This is a genomic window from Halopelagius longus, from assembly GCF_900100875.1.
GTDB classification, from domain to species: Archaea; Halobacteriota; Halobacteria; order Halobacteriales; family Haloferacaceae; genus Halopelagius; species Halopelagius longus.
In genome coordinates, this window is record NZ_FNKQ01000001.1 from 868,278 (window position 1) to 887,044 (window position 18,767).

Below are 18,767 nucleotides of genomic sequence, written 5' to 3' on the forward strand. Positions count from 1 at the left end.
CGAGTCGGCCCCGTTCTTTATCATAACAGACCGATAACAATACCGCTGACATGGTGTTCAAGAAGATAACGCTCATCGGGCGGAGCGAGGAGAGTTTCGACCGCGCGGTGGACGACGCGATAGACCGGGCCGACGAGACGCTGAACAACGTGAAGTGGTTGGAGGTGGACGAACTCGGCGTCGAAATCGCCGCCGTCGAGAACCGAGAGTACCAAGCGGAGGTCACCGTCGCCTTCGAACTCGAATCCCCGCAGGAGTAACCACCCCTGCGACCGGACGGGCCTCGAACCGACGCCGACCGAACGGTCCCGTCCGGAGACGTGTCCGCTCGGACGATAGAACGTCGTTCTGACAGTAACCGACGAATTCATTTTCGTTGCAGGGCCACCACACGTGGATGCCGCGTCTCCTCCACTACTCCGACATCGAAAACGTCTACGACGACCCCGCCCGCGTCGCCCGCCTCGCCGGGCGCATCCGCGAACTCGACGGCGAGGACGCCCTCGTCTGCGGGAGCGGAGACAACACGTCGCCCGGCGTCCTGCCCCTCGTAGACCGGGGGCGGCAGGCGCTCGATTTCTTCGACGCCGTCGGCACCGACGTCTCCACGTTCGGCAACCACGACTTCGACTACGGCCCGGCGGCGGCGCGGTCCCTCGTCGCCGACGCCCCGCAGACGTGGGTGTCCGCGAACGTCCGCGATGAAGACGGGGGTCGGTTCGCCGCCGACCACGTGACCCCCTACGCCGTCCTCGAAGCGGACGGCGACAGCGTCGGCTTCTTCGGCGTCACCGACCCCGCGACGCCCTCGCTGAACCCGATGGCGGCGGACCTCGCCTTCGCCGACCCCTACGAGGCGGCCGAACGCGCCGTCGCGGCGATTCGAGACGAGGGGGCCGACTACGTCGTCGCCCTCTCGCATCTCGGCGGCGGCGACGACGAACTGGCCCGCCGGGTGGACGTGGACGTCGTCCTCGGCGGACACGTCCACTCTGAGCGGCGCGAGCGCGTCGCAGGGACGCTTCTGCTCCGCCCGGGGGTCAACGGTCACGCCGTCTACGAAGTCGAACTCGGCGACGACGGCGCCGAGGCGACGCGACGCGAGACGGCGGGCGCCGCACCCGTCGCCGCCGTCGAGTCCCGGCTACGGGGGCGAATCGAAGCCGCCGGGCTGAACGAGGTTGTCGCAACCGTCGAGACGCCCATCGAACGATCGGACCAAGCCGTCCACCGCGGGGAGTGCCGCGTCGGCAACTTCGTCGCGGACGCCTACCGGTGGGCCTCCGGGGCGGACGTGGGGCTTCAAAACAGCGGAGGCATCCGCGACGGCCCCGCCATCTCGGGGGAGGTGACGCTGAAAGACTGCATCAGCCTCATCCCGTTCGAGGAACCCCTCGTCACCGTCGAACTCACCGGGCGGGAACTGACGCGCGTGTTCAGCGAGTGCTCGTCGGCGACGGTGGATTTCGGCGAACCCGACTGGTGGCACGGCCACGTTAGCGGCGCGTCGTTCGTCTTAGACGAGGAGACGGCGGCGGTGCTCGAAGCCCGCGTCGGCGGCGAACCCGTAGACCCCGACGCGACGTACACCGTCGCCACCTCCGACTACGTCCTCCACTCCGACCACGAGTTCCCGACCATCGAGGAGTCCCACCGCGTCGGCGAGGGCGACATCCTCCACGACGTACTCGCGGAGTACGCCCGCGAGTGCGGCGTCAGCCCCGAAGTCGAGGGGCGGATGCGCCGGGTCCGGGGCGCGCCGGCCGACGACGACTGAGCCGCGAAGACGCTCTCCGGAGGGAAAGGTTGAGAACAGACGGGTGCTTTCATCAATCGATGACCCGTGTGGTGGTCCCCGTCCGGTACCCGTTGACGAAACACTCCGAAGCGACGCTGACCGAAGCTATCCGAATCGCCGAGGAGCGAACGGCGGAACTGACCGTCCTCCACGTCGACCTGTATCAGGAGAACCGGGGGGTGACTCGCGCCGAACTCAAGCGCGCGGTCGAACGGGAGTTCGGATCGCTCGAACGGACGCGCTACGTCGTCCGCCGCGGCTTCCTCGTCGAAGAGACTATCTTGGAGGAGGTGGCCGCCGAACACGCCGACATCGTCGTCATCGGCTCGAAACAGGCGAGTCGGTGGCGTCGGATGCTCCGGCGCTTCCTCGACGACCCGGACATCGAGACGTACCTCAGACAGAAACTCGACTGCACCGTCATCACGGTGCGACCCGGGCAGGTGGCCGGCGAGTAGCGCCCCCGACGGTCGAAAGAACTGCGTTTCGAGTATACGGCCCCTCCTTCTTGCCGTGCGTTCGTCCCAATCTGTCGTGCGTTCGACCGACAGGTCGTCCGGCGCGCCGCGGTCAGACGCCGTCCGACGGGCCGCCGGGTCGGCCGTCGGCGTCGCCGGAGTTCGTCTGCGGGGGCGAGGAGACGCCCTCGTCGCCGTTCCCGGCGGCGTCCGCGCCCGAGTCTATCGGCGTCTCCGCCTCGCCGTTCGGCGCCATCTCGGCGCGGAGCGTTCCGCTGGTGTCGTCGAAGACGACGTGCTGGTGGGGGTAGGCCATCTCCACGTCGGGGTCGGCGTCGAATCGCTCCCAGAGCTTCGTCTGGATGCGGGAGCGAACCGTGAGCAGTTTGTACGGCTTCTTCGCCCAGTACCGGAGGGCGATGAGGACGCCGTTGTCGGCGAACTCGTCGATGTACGCCGTCGGCTGCGCGGGGTAGCGCGCGCTTCCGACGCGGATGTCCGGACCGCCCTCGATGACCTCCCCGACGTCGCTCGCGGCGTTCTCAAGGAGCGTTCGCGCCCGCGAGACGTCGGACTCGTACGTCACGAGAATCTTCAGCGTCAGGCGGATGCGCTCGTCCTCGGCGGAGTAGTTCGTCACGAATCGGTCGCGCATGTTCGCGTTCGGGACGACGAGCGAGGTGTTGTCGAGCGTGTAAACCTTCGTGTAACGGATGGTTATCTCGTCTACGAACCCCTTGCGCCCGTCCTCCAGTTCTATCATGTCGCCGATTTCGTACGGTTCGTCGGCGAGGATGAACAGACCGCTGATGATGCTGCCGACGAGGGGCGCGAGGACGACACCGAGGACGGCCGAGAACACCGTCACCGACAGCACGATGTCGCCGAACTCGAAGCCGAGGACGCTCACGGCGACGGCGACGGCGACGGCCATCACCGAGAACCGAATCAGTCTGAGAACCGTCTGGGCGACGCTCTGTCGGCGGAACCGCCGGGCGACGCGCCGCCCGAGCACCCGACTCGCGTACTGCGAGAGGGCGTACCCGACCACGAGGACGACGGCGGCGACGACGTACTGCCACCCCGGAACGAACAGCCACTCGGGGAGGAACGCCCCCAACGCCTCTTGTGCGTCGCCGGGCGGCGTCTGCACGGGGCCGCCGGGCGTGCCCGTGGGGGGTGCTCCCGCCGTTCCCGTAGTCGTGCCCGACTGCATACCGACACCCTCGGCGCTACCGGGAGAAAAAAGGCCACCACTCGCGGCGGCGTCCGGGCGGGTCGATACGTTGCGGTTCACGGCGAGGCGAACGGACGAACCGCTCACGACTCGGTCGCTTCGCGCCTTCGGTCGGTCCGTTCGCTGGCGCTCACGTCACTCCTCGTTTCACATCCGGTCGAGAGCAGACGAACCGCCGCTCCCGGACGCGAACCGAGGGAAGAATAAGTGGAGACGCCGTCTACGGAGTACCGATGTTCGGCCGCTTCCAGAAGTCGCCCGACTTTCGCATCGCCCACGACAGCGAGCCGAGCGAGACGCTTCTCCTCGGCCTCTCCTCGTTCGGATTCGCGGGGCGAAGCGCCGCGGACTACCTCGTGAACCACCTGGACCTCGAGGAGAGCGGACACCTCGAAGTCGAGGGCCTGCCGTCGATAACGCCGTTCGAGAACGGACGCCCCCGCCACCACACTCGGCTGTTCTCGCGGGACGACACGGACGTGACCGTCCTCGTCGGCGACCTGTTCGTCCCCGCTCCCGTCGGGCAGACGTTCGCCGACGCCGTCGCGGGGTGGGCGAGGGAGAACGGCGTCGAGGACGTGGCCGTCCTCGCGGGCGTGCCCATGCCGCACGGCCCCGACGAGCACCGGACGTACTTCGTCGCCACCGACGGTTACCGCGAACGGCGACTCGGCGAGACGGACATCCCGCCGATGGGCAACGGCTTCCTCGACGGCGTGAACGGAGCGCTCGTCGAACGCGGCCTCACCTCCCCGCTGGAAGTCGGCGTCTACGTCACGCCCGTCCACGCGCAAGCGCCGGACGTGGATGCGGCGATTCGACTCGTCGAAGCCGTCGAGTCCGTCTACGAACTCGGCGTGGACGCCGAACCGCTCGAACAGTTCGCCGCGGAGGTACGCCAACACTACAGCGAACTCGAAGAACGGATGCAGGAGCAGGAGGCGGACCTCCCGGAAGACCGGATGTACATGTAGCGGCCGTTCGGAACCGTTAACTACCACGGTGTTCCGAAAACTGGTGCTACTCGAACCATAGTAAACATCAAGGTCCATGAAGAATACTACGTGATATGGCAGACGACCTTCGGCTGACGATGGAACGCGTCGGGGACCGGTTCAACCTCGGCGAGTACGAGATAGACGCCTACCTCGCAGTTCTGGAGCACGGGGAGCTCACCGCCTCCGAAATCGCAGACCGAACGGACATTCCGCAACCGAGGGTGTACGACACGGTCCGGAGCCTCTCGGACCGGGGACTGGTCGAACTCCGCGAGTCCCGTCCGATGAAGATAGTCGCCGTCAACCCGGAGGACGCCTTCGGGAACATCCAAACGTCGCTCGGCGAACTCATAGACGAACTCGAAGCGCGGTACACCGCGCCCGCCCGCGACACCGAAGCCGTCTCCTTGGTGAAGTCGCGTTCGACCATCCTCCGGTACATCGAGGAGATTATCGACAACGCGGAGTACGAACTCGTCCTCTCTCTGACGCCGGACCTGCTCCGTCGCTTCCGCGACGACCTCGCGGAGGCCATCGACGGCGGCGTCAGCATCGACCTGCTGGTGACGCCCGCCGCGCGCGCGCCCTCCCCCGAGGAGTTCGACTACCTCGAAGTCGCGACCCGCGCCCGCGCCCGTCGCGGCATCACGACGCCCGTCCTCGCCGTCGCCGACGGCGAGTACTCCATCTACGCGACGCAGGACGCCCTCCGCGACGACCGGGACCGCTACGGCGTCATCTTCAACCGGTCGGCGCTCGGGTTCCTCATCTCGGGGTTCTTCGGCACCGTCCTCTGGACGACGGCCGAGACGCTGGCCGCAAACGGGAAGCGCCGGCCGTTCCCGCGCCGATACGCCTCCATCCGCCGCGCCGTCAAGGACGTCCGCGAACTGGGCGGGCCGTTCTACGTCTCGGTCGCGGGCAGGGAGATAGAGACGGGCGACCCCGTCGTCGTCGAGGGACGCATCCACCAGACGCAGTTCGAGGAGAGCGAGGAAGTCGCCTCGCTCGAAGTAGAGACCGAAGACGGCGTCGTCTCCGTGGGCGGCCTCGTCGCCGCACTCGAAGAGGTCGAAGCGCAGGAGATTCTGCTCGGCCGCGACTCGGTGCCGGACCGAGAACACACCATCTGAGACCGCCATCACACCGATTGCGGGCCGCCCTCCTCCTCGCTCGCGGACTCGTCGTCCACCGTCTCGTCGAACCGGTAGACGACCGCACCGCAGTCCTCGCAGGCCAACACCTCGTCGATCGGGGAGTCGTAGACGCTCCCGGAACCGCCGCAGCAGTCGCTTCTCGTCGTCTCCACCACGTCGCCGCCGCAGTCGGGGCACGTCTCGACGAACATCCGAAGCGGCGTCGTCGCGTAGGCGCGGTATCGCTCCGGGACGCCCGCCGCCGCGAGAGCGCGAATCGCGGCGGCGTCGGCGATGCCGTGGACCCGCGAGAGCCAGACGGCGCGCGTCGGCCCCTCGATGCTCAGTCCGCCGTAGGCGTGTTCGCCGGACGCCTCGAACGGCGCGGCGTCGGCGACGATTTCGGCGAGTTCCTCGTCGGACCACTCGCGCAGCGCCGCCATCTCTCGCTCCCACGACTCGGCGAACTCCGCGGAGAGTTCGAGCGCGCCGTCCGGAGCCTCCGCTAAGACGCCCGTCTCCAACAGGACGACGATGAGTTCCTCGCCGTCCACCTCCTCGTCGGTCAGGTCGTCGGAGCGCCGCGCCTCCCCGTCGGCGTGGGGAAACAGCGACTGGAGGCCCAGCGACGCGACGAGGCGCGGCGCGAACGCGGGCGTGCCGGGGACGACGTACCCCCGAAGGTAGACGAGGGCGGTACCGACGCCGAGGGCGAGGACGCCGACGGGAACGGAGAGGACGGAGAGGACGCCCGCCGCGACGACGACGACGAACGCGTTCACGGCGGTACACGGCCAACAGCGCCCTTCGCCCGTGTACTCCGGCCGACGGACCGAGTCGAGTAGTGACATACCACACCGTGGAGCGGCCGAACGCTTCAGCCTTTCCCGCCGGCGGCGGCCGGTTCGGGCGGCGAGAAGAACGGGGAGGAGAGCGGAAGAGAGCCGAGGAGAACGGAGCGGAGTGAGAGGAGAGAAGAGGAAAACGGAGAGCGAACCGGAGTCGTCAGTCGTCGCTCGGCGTGGGTTCGGCCGTCGCGTTCGTCCCGTCGAGCTGAACGGCCTGTCCCATCTCGGAGGAGCGGTAGATGGCGTCGATGACGCGTTGGACTTCGAGACCCTGTTCGGGCGTGTTGACGCCCGGCGCTTCGCCCTCCCGAACGGCGTCGAGGAAGATCTGCTGTTCGGACTTGTGGGTGTCGTTCGACTGCGTCTCGACTTTGCTCTCGGTGAGGTGGTTCCGACCGCCGACGCCGGACTCGTAGATGGTCAGTTCGTGGTTGCCCCGGTCGAACAGCGCACCGGCGTCGGTTCCGCGGAGGAAGAACTCGTCGTTCGTCGGTCGGTTCGTCGCCCACGCGACTTCGAGCGAGATGGTCTTACCGTCCGCACACCGGATGAACGCCGAGGCGGAGTCGTCGACGTTGAACCCCTCGGGGCCGACGTCTTCGCCCCACATCTCGACGAACGCGTAGTCGTCGCGGTTGCCGAACTGCGACCGGGTGACCGCCGAGACTTCCTCCACCTCGGGGAAGTCGAGGAAGAAGAGGGCGAGGTCGATGGCGTGGACGCCGATGTCGATGACGGACCCGCCGCCGGCGATGTTCTTCGACGTGAACCACGACCCCCGTCCGGGGATGCCGCGGCGGCGCATGTAGTTCGCTTCGATGTGCTGCATCTCGCCGAACCGGCCCTGCGACTGGTGGTGCTTTATGACCTCCACCGGGCTTCCGAAGCGGTTGTTGAACCCGACCATGCAGAAGCCGTCTGCTGCCTCCGCGGCGTCGACGATGTTCTCGGCGGATTCGAGCGAGTGCGCGAGCGGTTTCTCCAGAAGCACGTCCAGACCGGCGTCCAACGCCGCGACGGCGTACTCCTCGTGGAACCGGTTCGGCGTGGTGATGATGACGGCGTCCACGTCCGCGAACAGCTGTCCCTTCTCTTCGTAGGTGTTCACGTCGTACTTCTCGGCGAAGCGACGGCGAGCATCGGCTTGGATGTCCAACCCGCCTACCAGGTTGGCACCAAGTTCCAGCAGTCTGTCAGCGTGGTAGTGGCCGATGTTGCCGAGGCCGATAATACCGACGCGTACGGGGGTCTCGGAGTTCATGGTGAATTCATTTACTACTCGTATTGTTAAGTGGCTCGTTCCGTCCTGCTTCGGGCGCTCTCCCCGAAGTGGTGTCAGTACAGTTGTTTCTCACGCTCCTCCCGGTCCTTCTCTCTTTCCTCTTCTTCCTTGAGGCGGCGGCGGCCGCGGATATACTGTCTCGTCTTCGGGACGATGGTGTTCTTCAGGTCGAGGACGAACGACACGATGCCGTACGCCCAAAAGAAGAACAGCACGGTCATCCCGCCGAGATAGAGCCACCCGAGTTCGTTGACCATGTTCTGAAGGAGGGATTGGTGGCACTTATCGTGCCGGGTCGATTCGCGCGTCGTTCCGTTTCAGTCGTCGCCCTCGGCGGGCGTCTCGTCCGCGCCCGCCGTCGGCATATCCGAGGTGATGCCGTGCAGGATCGCTTCGCCGGAGTTCGTGTCGAAGAGGTGGACGCGCGAGCGGTCGAGAACGACGTTGACGTCCTCCTCTTCTTGGACTTCCGAGTCGGGCGGGAGGCTCATCAGTAGTTGGCCTGCGAATGCGTCGCCTGCCATGTCGTCGAGGTCCGTCCCCGCCTCCTCGTCCAAGAGGAGGTAGGCGAATATCTCGTCGCCCATCGGTTCCAGCACGTCCGTTTTCGCGTCTATCGACTTCGACGGCATCGCGATGTCGGCGTTTCGCGACAGGTAGATGTCTTCGGGACGGATCCCGAGCGTGATTTCGTCACCCACCGAGAGTCCGTGCTTGTCCGGGTCGAACTCCACTTCCATGTTGTCACTGCTGAATCCGTACTCGGTTACTCTCCCCTCTTCGAAGTTCATCGCCGGCGACCCGATGAAGCCGGCGACGAACAGGTTCGCGGGTTCGTTGTAGCAGGTCAACGGCGGGTCTATCTGCTGGAGTTGCCCCGAGTCGATGACCGCGATGCGGTCGGACATCGTCATCGCCTCCGCCTGGTCGTGGGTGACGTAGATGATGGTCGTGTCCAGTTCCTTGTGGAGTCGCTGGAGTTCCGTCCGCATGTGGACGCGGAGTTTCGCGTCGAGGTTCGCCAGCGGTTCGTCCATCAGGAACACTTCCGGGTTCCGGACGATGGCGCGGGCGATGGCGACGCGTTGTCGCTGGCCGCCGGACATCTCGTCGGGCATGCGGTCGAGCATGCCTTCGAGTTGGACGATGTCGGAGGCGCGTTCGACTCGCCGGTCTATCTCCTCCTTGTCGAAGTCGCGGAGGCGCAGACCGAACGAGATGTTGTCGTAGACGTCCATGTGCGGGAACAGCGCGATGTTCTGGAACACCATCGCTATCCCGCGGTCCTTCGGCGGCAGGTTCGTCACGTCGTGGCCGGCAATGTACACCTTGCCCTCGGTGGGTTTGGTGAGTCCGGCGATCATCTCCATGGTCGTGGACTTTCCGCAGCCCGAGGGACCGACGAGGCAAACGAACTCGTTGTCCCTGATCTCGACGTTCATGTCGTCTACGGCCGTTACGTCCGCGTATCGTTTCGTTACGTTTTCGAGTTTGACTTCTCCCATTGGTTTACTCCTTGAGTGCTCCGGCGGTTAGTCCGCTGACGATCTTCTCCTGTGCGATGATGACGAGGATGGCGACCGGGAGGACGCCGACGATGCTCGCCGCCGCCATCAGGTTATACGGCGTGTCGAACTGGCCCTGGTACTTCAGGATACCAGCGACGATGGGCGCCCACGACGACGCCTCGCCGTTGTTCATCAGGAACGAGAAGAAGAACTCGTTGTAGACGCTGATGAACGTGAGGACGCCCGCAGTCGCGACGCCCGGCGCGGACAGGGGGATGATGACCCGGAACAGGGCTCCGAGTCGCGTCGTCCCCTCCACCCGCGCCGCATCCTCCAACCCGTCGGGAATCTGCCCGTAGAAGGTCGTGAGGATGAAGATAGACAGCGGCATGAACAGCGCGCTGAACGGCAGCACCATCGGTGCCGGCGTGTTGAACAGGTCCGGGCTGGAGACGGTAACCGGGCCGAGCGAGACGGCCAGGTTGCCGGTGAACAGCTCGAACAGCGGCAGGAAGAACGCCGCCGGCGGGAAGTACGAGATGGCGAGGATGGCGAGCATCAGCACCGACTTCCCGGGGAACCGGAGGCGTCCGAAGACGTACCCGGCCAGACTGGCCAGCAACAGCACGATGACCGTCGTGACGACGCCGAGTACGAAGCTGTTGAACATGAACCAGTGGAACGGCACCCGCTGGAACATGGTGATGAACACCTCGGGGTTGAACCCCTTCGGCACCAGCCCCATGTCGGAGATGAGGTTGTTAGGCGTCAGCGCGAGCACTAACAGCCAGTAGAACGGGAACAGCGTGGTCAACAGGAAGAAGAACGTGGCGACGTAGAACATCGCCCGGTACACTCGCTTCGGGTTCTTGATGGCCTTGTTAGCCCAGCGCTCGAGCGGACCTCTCGAGATGTCCGCGTCCTCCACTCGGCCAACGTTCGTTCCGCCGTCGGTTTGCTTTCTGGACATGTTCAGAACCCTCCTTCAGCGTCCGCGAACTTGACGATGTACACGGAGACGACGATTCCGATGAGCGCCGCCGTGAGGAACGCTATCGTCGCGGACGTGGCGTACAGCGAGTTGTTGAACGTCGACACCACCAGACACGACAGCGACGGGACGGTCGTACATCCCGCCATCGTCTCGATGATACCGTACACGCGCATCGCCGCGATGGTGCGGAACAGCATCGCCACCAGCACCGTCGGCAGGATGAGCGGGAACGTTATCATCTTGAACTGCTGCCAATTCGTCGCGCCCGCCACCTTCGCGACGTCGTACAGAGAGCGGTCGATGCTCTGCAGACCCGCGAGGATGAGAAGCGCCATGAACGCCGTCGTCTTCCACACGTCGGCGATGATGATGAGGAACAACGAGTCGGCGGTGTTCCGAAGCGGCGTGTAACTGATGCTCAGCGGACCGATCTGGTTCAGGAACGCCGGGTCCTGCGGCGTCCCGACGAGGAACCCGATGTTCGGCTGGAACATCAGGAAGAAGATCATCCCCTGGATGACGATGGGGACGGCCCACGGGATGATGATGGCCACGCGCACCCACCGCCGACCCCGGAAGTCCTGGTCGAGGATGAGCGCCTGACCGAACCCGATGATTGTCTCTAACAGCACGCTGAAGATGGTGAATATAAGCGTCACCATCAGCGCGCTGTTGAATATGCCGGTCACGAACGGGAACTGTGACGTGAACGTCGGGAGGAAACTGGACGGGAGCGATGCGTCGCGGGTCCCCGTGAAGAGGGCAACGTAGTTTTGGAGTCCGACGAACTCTCCGAGCCGTTCGGCACCTACCAACTGATCGGCGAACAGCGAGTAGCTGAACGTCTGAATCAGCGGGTAGATGGCGATGACCGTCATGAGGAGTAACGCCGGCGCCAGAAGGAAGTACGCGAACGCGGTTTCCGACAGAGACTCCATCCATCGGACAAACGCCACGTACGGCCCACCCCGGGTGCTCTCCCGCAGTGCCTCACCTGACTCCTGTTCGGTCGCCATGATAAATGGTAACGTGGTTGTGGTGCTTATGTCTATGCGCTTCGTTTAAGCGCTCTGTTCGATCTGTTCGAGCGAGGACTTGAGGTCGGACATCGCCTGCTCCGGGGATTTCTCCCCGGCGTAGGAGGCGTTGACCTCGCTCGCTATCTGACTGGACTGCTGCGGCCAGACGACTGTAACCGGGCGCGGAATCGCGTTCTCGCCGGCGACCTTGAGCTGCTCGAGGTAGCGGCCGATGACCTCCACCTGTTGGGCCTTGTCGGAGTCGAGCAGTTGCGGACGCGGCGGAATCCACCCCATGATGCCGAAGATGTCGAGCTGGAACTGCTCGGTCATCATCGCCTTCATCACTTCCACGGCCGCCCGCTTGTGCTGTTGCGAGGAGTTCGGGTTCAGCGCCATGTGCCAACCGCCGAGGGCGGCGACCGGGCCGCCCGTCATCGGGTACTTCGCCTCGTCTTGGGTCACGCCGTACGGGATGGGCATGACGCCCAGGTCCTCGCCGAAGGCGTCCTCCGCACCGGCCGCGATGATGGAGTAGGGCCAGTTGCGGTGCATGATGGCGTCGCCGCCTTGGAACGGCTTGCGAGAGGGCTCTTCGGTCCACTGGAGGACCGCCTCGGGCGCGATGTTACCCGTGATACCGTCGAGGGAGTGTTTGTCGTCCTCGCCGTTGATGAACGTCCGGACCATCTTGATGGAGTCGATGACCGGCTGTTCGTCGACGGTGATGGGTCGGTCGCCGATGGGACCGAACAGGTTCTTCTCGGGGTTGCCGAAGTACGCCCCGCCGTAGGAGGTCATGAACTCGTTGAAGTCACAGCACGAGAGCCCCTCGTAGGTGTTCGCCTGGAAGGTGTACCCGTACTGGATGTCCGAGTTCGCCTCCATCGCCTTCTTCGTGACCTCGGAGAACTTCTGCCACGACATGGACTCGGTGGCCCACTTCTGGAAGTCGGAGTCGCCGTACCCGGCGTTCCGGAGCAGGTCCTTGCGGTACTGCATCGTCGGAAAGTCCGGGAACAGCGGAATCCCGTACAGGTCGCCCGTGTCCGGGCTCTGGGCCGTCCGGACGGAGGCCTCGAAGTAATCGTTCTCGACGGTCGAGACCATGTCGTCCGGCAGCGACTGCGAGAGGTTCTGCAGTTGGTCGCGGGCGATGAAGGGAATCATCCACCCGCTGTCCATCATCATCAGCGTCGGCTGCTCGCGCCCGCCGGAGAGCCACTGCTGGTACTGGTTCTGGCGGTTGTTCGTCACCTGCGAACCGGCGATGATTTCGACCGTGATGTTGTCCGGCAGGCCGGCGTCGTGAAGCGCTTTCTTCGTCGCTTGCGCGTTGTCCGCGGCGCGGGAGTCCGCCGCCCACTGGACGGTGATGTCCTCGGACGGTGCGCCGGTCTTGATCGGCGTGTCCGTCTCTTGATTACCGCCGCCACCGCCGCCACCGCCTCCGCCACCGGTGCTCACACACCCGGCGAGACCGACCGCAACTCCGGATGCGCCTGTCGCCTTCACGAAGCGTCGCCGCGAAACGCGGCTCCGCTTTTCCTTCCGTGAGTCAGTATCAACCATTACAGTTTGTGTCCTTCGAATCAGGATTATTTATAGTTTGGGTGCCGATTACTACTATCGTTGTGGTAAACTGGATACTACCGGTGTTGTGGATGATTTCTCGCCCGTCTTTCCCTCCGTTGTGCATGCTTTAGAGCCGTCGTACCGCTATCTTACGACGTTCGTCGGTTCGCCCCCGTACGCCGCTAAGCGTTCGACGGGGATAATCCTTCCGCGTTATAGAACTCGTAAGAATGTTTATTCTAATCGTTAGTTACGTTTCCGGCGGCGAACGACGGACGCCGCGAGGCGGACGACTGAGATAAAAACGGCTTTAGCCCCTCCTTCGAAATCACCGCAGGACATGGAGGCGCGCACACGCGAGTATCTGGAGGGGCGTTTCGGGGACTACTACCGGAGCGTCGGCGCTTCGCTGCCTCCCGCGCCCGAACGCCGCGAGTGGGGGTACATCCCGTGGAGCGCCGGGGGGACGACGATGGTGCGACACCAGTCGCTCCTCGACGTGGGTGACCTCGGCGACTTCCTCCGCCGGACGGCCCCCCGGCACGTCTACTTTTCCTCGGCGCGGTTCGACGACCCCGGCGCGGGGACGATGGAGGAGAAAGGCTGGCTCGGAGCGGACCTCGTCTTCGACTTGGACGCCGACCACCTGCCGGGCGTAGACCCCGAGGAGACGTCGTACGCGGAGATGCTCGCGGCGTGCAAGGAGTCGCTCCTTCGACTGCTGGAGTTTATCGAGGACGACTTCGCCTTCGAGGAGACGCAGGTCGTCTTCTCCGGCGGACGCGGATATCACGTCCACGTCAGAGACGAGAGCGTCCGGAACCTCGACAGCGAGGCCCGCCGCGAAATCGTGGACTACGTCCGCGCGATAGACTTAGACGTGGACGGACTCGTCGAGACGGAGTCGGTTCGCGGGACGACGCGGCGCGTCCTCCGACGCCGCGGCGGATGGGGCGGGCGCGTCCACGACCGACTGCTGGAACTGGCGTCCACGCTCAGAGAGATGGAGGAGGAGGCGGCGCTCGAACGGTTGCAGGAACTGCAGGGAATCGGCGAGGGCCGGGCGAAGACCATCTACGGGCAACTCAGACACAACTTCGAGGCCATCCGCGAGGGGAACGTCGAGGCGGGCGGTCCCGGAACCCGCATCCTCGTAGAGGCCCTCGCGGCGGAGGCGATGGAGGAGGAAACCGCGCCAATCGACGAACCGGTGACGACGGACACGAAGCGCCTCATCCGCCTCCCGGGGAGCCTCCACGGCGGGTCGGGCCTCCGCGTCCGGTCGCTGGACCGGGACGAAGTGGCGTCGTTCGACCCCCTCTCGGACGCGATTCCCGACCGGTTCCGCGGGCGGGAGATACAGGTGGACGTGACCGACCCCGGACCCGTTGAGTTCGACGGCGATACCTTTACACTCAGCGGCGGAAGACAGTCCGTCGAAGAGTGCCTCGGGGTCTTTCTGATGGCCCGCGGCAGAGCCGAGAAGGTGAGAGAATGAACTTAGACGAGCTACGGAGCGTCCGACGGACGGAGCGACAGAAGGATAGCCTCCAGCATCTCCGCGACTCGTTCTACGAGGACGTCGCAGACTACATCGCAGAGCGGAAGGCCGAGCGAACGCGCGCCGCCGAGGCCGCCGAGGACCCCTTCTCCGACCCCGAGGTGGGACAACTCACGGACGAGATAGAGACGGCCGAGGACGTCGTCGAAGCCATCTACGAGCGTCGAGTGGGGAAGGTCGTCAAACTCGCTTCCTTCGCCGCCGCGGACATGAGCGCCGACACCAACGGCCTCACGGCCGAGGAACGAGCGCTGTTCGACGATATGGTGCGCCGCATCAAGGAGAACCGGCGGACCGTCCTCGAAGTGCTCGGCGGCAAGCGGACGGTGGAACCCCACGAGACGACCGAACCGATGCCGACGCACGACCAGACGAGCGAAAGCGACGGCGCGTCGGTCGTCCGCGACGCGGCCCCCGCCCCCGAGTCCGACGAACTGACCGACGGGGCTTCCGGGGACGCCGACGAACCCTCGGCGGAGGGGTCCTCGCCCGACGACGTTCTCGCCGAGGCGATGGGCGGGGACGCCCCGTCGGCCGACTCGGTCGAATCCGACCCCGACTCGCCGACGCCGGCCGCAGAGACGCCGGACCGACCCGCGGCGGACGAGGCCGCCGCGGTGACCGACGACTCCGACGGGCGAACCGGCGAGGCGGGCGCGGCGGCCGCCGGTGACGCCGACGCCGAACCCGCGACGGGCGGCGACTCGGCGGAACCCGCCGCGCCCGCCCCGACGGACGGCACCGACCGGGTGACGCTCCGCATCACCAGCGACGTGGGACAGATATTCGGCGTGGACGAACGCGAGTACGACTTAGAGAGCGAGGACGTGGTGACCCTGCCGACGACGAACGCCGAACCCCTCGTCGAACGCGGGGCGGCCGAGCGACTCGACTGAGCGGTCGGGAACCGGCGAGATTTTGGGGCGCGAAACCGACTGACGGAACATGCTCAGCGTCGGCGACGAGGCACCCGACTTCGAACTGCAGGACCAGGACGGCGAGACGGTTTCGCTGTCGGACTACCGCGGCGACTACGTGGTCGTCTACTTCTACCCGCGCGCGAACACGCCCGGGTGCACGACCGAAGCCTGCGGGTTCCGCGACGAGTGGGACGAGTTCGAGAAACGGGACGTGGCCGTCCTCGGCGTCAGCGACGACCCCGTCTCGGACCTCAAGGAGTTCGAGGACGACCACGACCTACCGTTCCCCCTCCTCTCGGACGAGGACGGCGAGGTGGCGTCGGCGTACGACTCCTACGGCGAGAAGAACATGTTCGGGAACACCTTCGACGGCGTCTTCCGCAACACGTACGTCGTCGGCCCGGATGGCGATATCGTCCTCGCCTACGAGGGCGTCTCCCCCGAGGGCCACGCCGAGGAGATTCTCTCCGACGTCGAAGAACTGGACGCGTAACGCCGGACGTGACTCCGTAGTTTTTCGGCCGGACCCGGAGTTTCGACGCCGATTTCGGAGTCCTGGCGGACGGTACCGAGACGGCCGCCGCGCCGAGAGACGTGACTCTCGCACACCACGTTTCCGGTGAAATAAACTCTCAACTGGTTGTTCGTGCCCGCTCGCGAGAAGACGTACCTCTACGTAGTCGACGTGAGTGATAAAAACCCATCGTGTTGGCTCCCCAGGAGGGGGGAGGCGAGGGAGAGACGAGTGGGAAACGGAAGCGAGAGAACGGAGAGAGAAGAGCCCAAAGGGGTGAAAACGGGGATTTACGTGACCGCAATCGGCCGATTACTGGAACGTGCGGCTGACTTCCGTCTCGGAGGTCGGTTCGACGTCGCTCGTCTGGAACCGTTCCTCTATCTCCTCGTAGCGTTCGCGCACCTCTTGGGTGACGCTCGGGCCGACTTCGCCGAGAGCGTCCTCGAAGTGCTCCATCGTCACGCGGACGTTGCCGACGGACTCGGCGACTTCCTCGGGCGAGACGCTGTGGATGAACTCCCGACTCGCGGCCATCGACGCCTCGCGGCAGACCGCTTCGATGTCGGCGCCGACGTAGCCCTCGGTGCGTTCCGCGAGTTCGTCTAAGTCCACGTCGTCGGCCAACGGTTTCTGCTGGGTGTGCACGTCGAAGATGGCGCGGCGCGCGTCCTCGTCCGGGACGGGCACGTGGACGTGCCTGTCGAGGCGGCCCGGCCGCAGGAGGGCCGAGTCGATGAGGTCCGGACGGTTCGACGTGGCGATGACGACCACGTCCTCGAGGGCTTCGAGGCCGTCGAGTTCGGTCAAGAGTTGCGAGACGACGCGTTCGGAGACGCCCGAGTCGCCGGTGTTCTGCCCGCGTTCGGTCGCGATGGAGTCTATCTCGTCGAAGAACACCACCGTGGGGGCGTTCTCGCGGGCCTTCGAGAACACCTCGCGGACGCCCTTCTCGGACTCCCCGACGAACTTGTTGAGGAGTTCGGGGCCCTTCACGGAGATGAAGTTCGAGTCGGCCTCGTTCGCGACGGCCTTCGCGAGCAGGGTCTTCCCGGTGCCCGGCGGGCCGTAGAGCATGACGCCCTTCGCGGACTGCATGTCCATGGCCTCGAACACCTCGGGGTACTCGAGGGGCCACTGGATGGTCTCGCGGAGGCGCTCTTTCGTGTCCTCGAGGCCGCCGACGTCCTCCCACGTCACGTCGGGGACTTCGACGAACACCTCGCGGAGGGCGGAGGGCTCGATGCCCTTCATCGCCTCCTTGAAGTCGTCGGGGCGGACTTCGAGCGACTCCAGCACTTCGGCGTCTATCTCCTCGGCTTCGAGGTCGAGTTGCGGGCGGATGCGGCGCAGCGCCGTCATCGCCGCCTCCTTGGCGAGACTCTCCAAGTCGGCACCGACGAAGCCGTGCGTGTTGTCGGCGTACGCGTCGATGTCGACGTCCTCGGTGAGCGGCATGTTCCGCGTGTGGACCTGCAGGATCTCCTTGCGGCCGTCGCGGTCGGGGACGCCGATCTCGATCTCGCGGTCGAAGCGGCCGCCGCGGCGCAGGGCGGGGTCGATGGCGTCGACGCGGTTGGTCGCCCCGATGACGACCACTTCGCCGCGTTCGTCGAGGCCGTCCATCAGCGAGAGCAGTTGCGCGACGACGCGACGTTCCACGTCGCCGCCCGCTTCACCGCGCTTGGGCGCGATGGAGTCTATCTCGTCGATGAAGACGATGGCCGGGGCGTTCTCCTCGGCCTCCTCGAATATCTCGCGGAGTTGCTCTTCGGACTCCCCGTAGTACTTCGACATTATCTCGGGGCCCGAGATGGTGTGGAACGAGGCGTCTATCTCGTTGGCCACCGCCTTGGCGATGAGCGTCTTCCCGGTGCCCGGCGGACCGTGGAGGAGGACGCCCTGCGGCGGTTGGATGCCGAGGCGCTTGAACAGTTCCGGGTGCCGCATCGGGAGTTCGATCATCTCCCGGACCTGTTCGAGTTCCCTGTCGAGGCCGCCGATGTCCTCGTACGCGACGGAGGGACCCTCGCCGGTGCCGCCGCCGCCGGTTTCGCGGATCTCCTCGGCGGGTTTCTGGCTTATCTGGACCTCGGTCGAGTCGGTGATGACGACCGTCCCCTGCGGTTGCGTGGAGGCGACGCGGACGGGGACCGTCTGGTTCGAGGAGGTCATGAAGCCGAAGCCCAGCGGAAGCTGGAGGCTCTGACCCTTCGTGACGGGCTGTCCGGAGAGCTTGTCCCGGATGTACGTCCCGACGTTGCCGCCGATGCGGAGGTTCTGCGGGAGGGCGATAGAGACCCGCTTTGCGGGCTTGACGTCGGCTTTCTCCACCTCCACGCGGTCGTCGATGCCGACGCCCGCCTGCTGGCGGAGTCGGCCGTCGATGCGGATGACGCCGGTTCCCCGGTCCTCGGGGTAGCCGGGCCAGACGCGAGCGATGGCCGTGCCGTCGTCGTTCTCGATGCGGATGTAGTCTCCGCCCTCGAGACCGAGCGACTCGGCCGCCTCGCGGTCGATGGCCGCGAGTCCTCGACCGGCGTCCTTCTGCTTCAGCGGTTTAACGATGAGTTTCATTTTTGAACGGTTATCGTGAGTACGCCGTTGTTCGTCTCGACCGATGCATCCTCTCCGGGGAGTTCGAGTTCCGTTTCGGTAACTCTGTCGCCCGATTCGACGACTACGATGGCCGTCGCGCCCACGATATCGACGCTCAGGTCTTCCTCGGGGAGACCCGTGTCGGCGGCGATAACCCAACTGTCGTCGTACTCGTAGCGGCGGATGAAACGCTCGTTTCCGCCGGCGAACTGTTGCGTGTCCATGTTGGTTCCTAACTCCAAGTTAGGTCCGCGAGTATTTAAACCTGTCGCCCACTAATCGCGGTACGGCGTCGGGGTTCGGGTGAGTGAGTTGAATTGC

The 18,767-nt window shown here is 65.4% G+C and carries 18 protein-coding genes; 8 read left to right on the forward strand and 10 right to left on the reverse strand.

Translation table 11 applies throughout. From position 1 onward, the window contains the following. Positions 1-50: 50 nt before the first annotated feature. The 3 genes from BLS11_RS04500 (at position 51) to BLS11_RS04510 (ending at position 2,256) form a co-directional block, all read left to right on the forward strand. Positions 51-260 carry a dodecin gene (locus BLS11_RS04500; RefSeq protein WP_092533551.1) on the forward strand — a complete coding sequence of 70 codons (210 nt, stop codon included), beginning with the start codon at positions 51-53 and terminating at the stop codon, positions 258-260. 137 nt (positions 261-397) lie between these two features. Then, on the forward strand, positions 398-1,777 hold the full coding sequence (locus tag BLS11_RS04505; protein WP_092533554.1) for a bifunctional metallophosphatase/5'-nucleotidase: 1,380 nt from the start codon (positions 398-400) through the stop codon (positions 1,775-1,777). 59 nt (positions 1,778-1,836) lie between these two features. Next, a complete protein-coding gene (locus BLS11_RS04510) occupies positions 1,837-2,256 on the forward strand; it encodes a universal stress protein (protein ID WP_092533557.1) in 420 nt (139 codons plus the stop codon). A 112-nt stretch (positions 2,257-2,368) separates the two neighbouring features. On the opposite strand, the gene BLS11_RS04515 is transcribed toward BLS11_RS04510, so the two are convergent. Beyond that, on the reverse strand, positions 2,369-3,472 hold the full coding sequence (locus tag BLS11_RS04515) for a mechanosensitive ion channel family protein (RefSeq protein ID WP_092533560.1): 1,104 nt from the start codon (positions 3,470-3,472) through the stop codon (positions 2,369-2,371). A gap of 254 nt (positions 3,473-3,726) precedes the next feature. On the opposite strand from BLS11_RS04515, the gene BLS11_RS04520 reads away from it, so the two are divergent. Together BLS11_RS04520 and trmB are read left to right on the forward strand one after the other, a co-directional pair. Next, complete coding sequence (locus BLS11_RS04520; protein ID WP_092533563.1) at positions 3,727-4,467, forward strand: proteasome assembly chaperone family protein; 741 nt, start codon at positions 3,727-3,729, stop codon at positions 4,465-4,467. A 95-nt stretch (positions 4,468-4,562) separates the two neighbouring features. Further along, positions 4,563-5,624 carry an HTH-type sugar sensing transcriptional regulator TrmB gene (gene trmB / locus BLS11_RS04525; RefSeq protein WP_092533566.1) on the forward strand — a complete coding sequence of 354 codons (1,062 nt, stop codon included), beginning with the start codon at positions 4,563-4,565 and terminating at the stop codon, positions 5,622-5,624. A gap of 8 nt (positions 5,625-5,632) precedes the next feature. Here the strand turns inward: trmB and BLS11_RS04530 are convergent, their stop codons facing one another. The 7 genes from BLS11_RS04530 to BLS11_RS04560 form a co-directional block, all read right to left on the reverse strand. Beyond that, on the reverse strand, positions 5,633-6,478 hold the full coding sequence (locus BLS11_RS04530) for a DUF8054 domain-containing protein (RefSeq protein ID WP_092533569.1): 846 nt from the start codon (positions 6,476-6,478) through the stop codon (positions 5,633-5,635). Between the two features lie 154 nt (positions 6,479-6,632). Next, positions 6,633-7,736 carry a Gfo/Idh/MocA family protein gene (locus BLS11_RS04535; RefSeq protein WP_092533572.1) on the reverse strand — a complete coding sequence of 368 codons (1,104 nt, stop codon included), beginning with the start codon at positions 7,734-7,736 and terminating at the stop codon, positions 6,633-6,635. A 74-nt stretch (positions 7,737-7,810) separates the two neighbouring features. Then, positions 7,811-8,014: a DUF8005 family protein gene (locus tag BLS11_RS04540; protein WP_092533575.1), complete on the reverse strand. Its 204-nt coding sequence runs from the start codon at positions 8,012-8,014 to the stop codon at positions 7,811-7,813. A 60-nt stretch (positions 8,015-8,074) separates the two neighbouring features. Continuing rightward, the gene (locus BLS11_RS04545; protein WP_092533578.1) at positions 8,075-9,262 is read right to left on the reverse strand and encodes an ABC transporter ATP-binding protein; all 1,188 of its coding nucleotides are present in this window, start codon (positions 9,260-9,262) and stop codon (positions 8,075-8,077) included. 4 nt (positions 9,263-9,266) lie between these two features. Continuing rightward, the gene (locus tag BLS11_RS04550; RefSeq protein WP_092533581.1) at positions 9,267-10,235 is read right to left on the reverse strand and encodes a carbohydrate ABC transporter permease; all 969 of its coding nucleotides are present in this window, start codon (positions 10,233-10,235) and stop codon (positions 9,267-9,269) included. Positions 10,236-10,237: 2 nt separating this feature from the next. After that, positions 10,238-11,197 (reverse strand): carbohydrate ABC transporter permease, encoded by a 960-nt coding sequence (locus tag BLS11_RS04555; RefSeq protein ID WP_217628987.1) that lies wholly within the window; start codon positions 11,195-11,197, stop codon positions 10,238-10,240. 123 nt (positions 11,198-11,320) lie between these two features. Next, positions 11,321-12,793, reverse strand: a complete 1,473-nt coding sequence (locus BLS11_RS04560) for an extracellular solute-binding protein (protein WP_092533587.1) — start codon at positions 12,791-12,793, stop codon at positions 11,321-11,323. Between the two features lie 400 nt (positions 12,794-13,193). Here BLS11_RS04560 and priS point away from each other — a divergent pair, with 400 nt between their 5' ends. From priS to bcp, 3 genes are read left to right on the forward strand one after another with little or no spacing between them, the layout of a single operon-like run. Beyond that, complete coding sequence (gene priS / locus BLS11_RS04565; protein ID WP_092533590.1) at positions 13,194-14,351, forward strand: DNA primase small subunit PriS; 1,158 nt, start codon at positions 13,194-13,196, stop codon at positions 14,349-14,351. After that, the gene (locus BLS11_RS04570) at positions 14,348-15,310 is read left to right on the forward strand and encodes a DNA replication complex subunit Gins51 (protein WP_092533593.1); all 963 of its coding nucleotides are present in this window, start codon (positions 14,348-14,350) and stop codon (positions 15,308-15,310) included. Before priS ends, BLS11_RS04570 begins: the two co-directional genes overlap by 4 nt. Positions 15,311-15,359: 49 nt before the next feature. Then, positions 15,360-15,827, forward strand: a complete 468-nt coding sequence (gene bcp / locus BLS11_RS04575; RefSeq protein WP_092533596.1) for a thioredoxin-dependent thiol peroxidase — start codon at positions 15,360-15,362, stop codon at positions 15,825-15,827. A gap of 333 nt (positions 15,828-16,160) precedes the next feature. Here the strand turns inward: bcp and BLS11_RS04580 are convergent, their stop codons facing one another. Further along, positions 16,161-18,425: a CDC48 family AAA ATPase gene (locus BLS11_RS04580; protein WP_092533599.1), complete on the reverse strand. Its 2,265-nt coding sequence runs from the start codon at positions 18,423-18,425 to the stop codon at positions 16,161-16,163. Beyond that, positions 18,422-18,670 (reverse strand): Hsp20/alpha crystallin family protein, encoded by a 249-nt coding sequence (locus BLS11_RS04585; protein WP_092533602.1) that lies wholly within the window; start codon positions 18,668-18,670, stop codon positions 18,422-18,424. Before BLS11_RS04585 ends, BLS11_RS04580 begins: the two co-directional genes overlap by 4 nt. Positions 18,671-18,767: the final 97 nt, after the last annotated feature.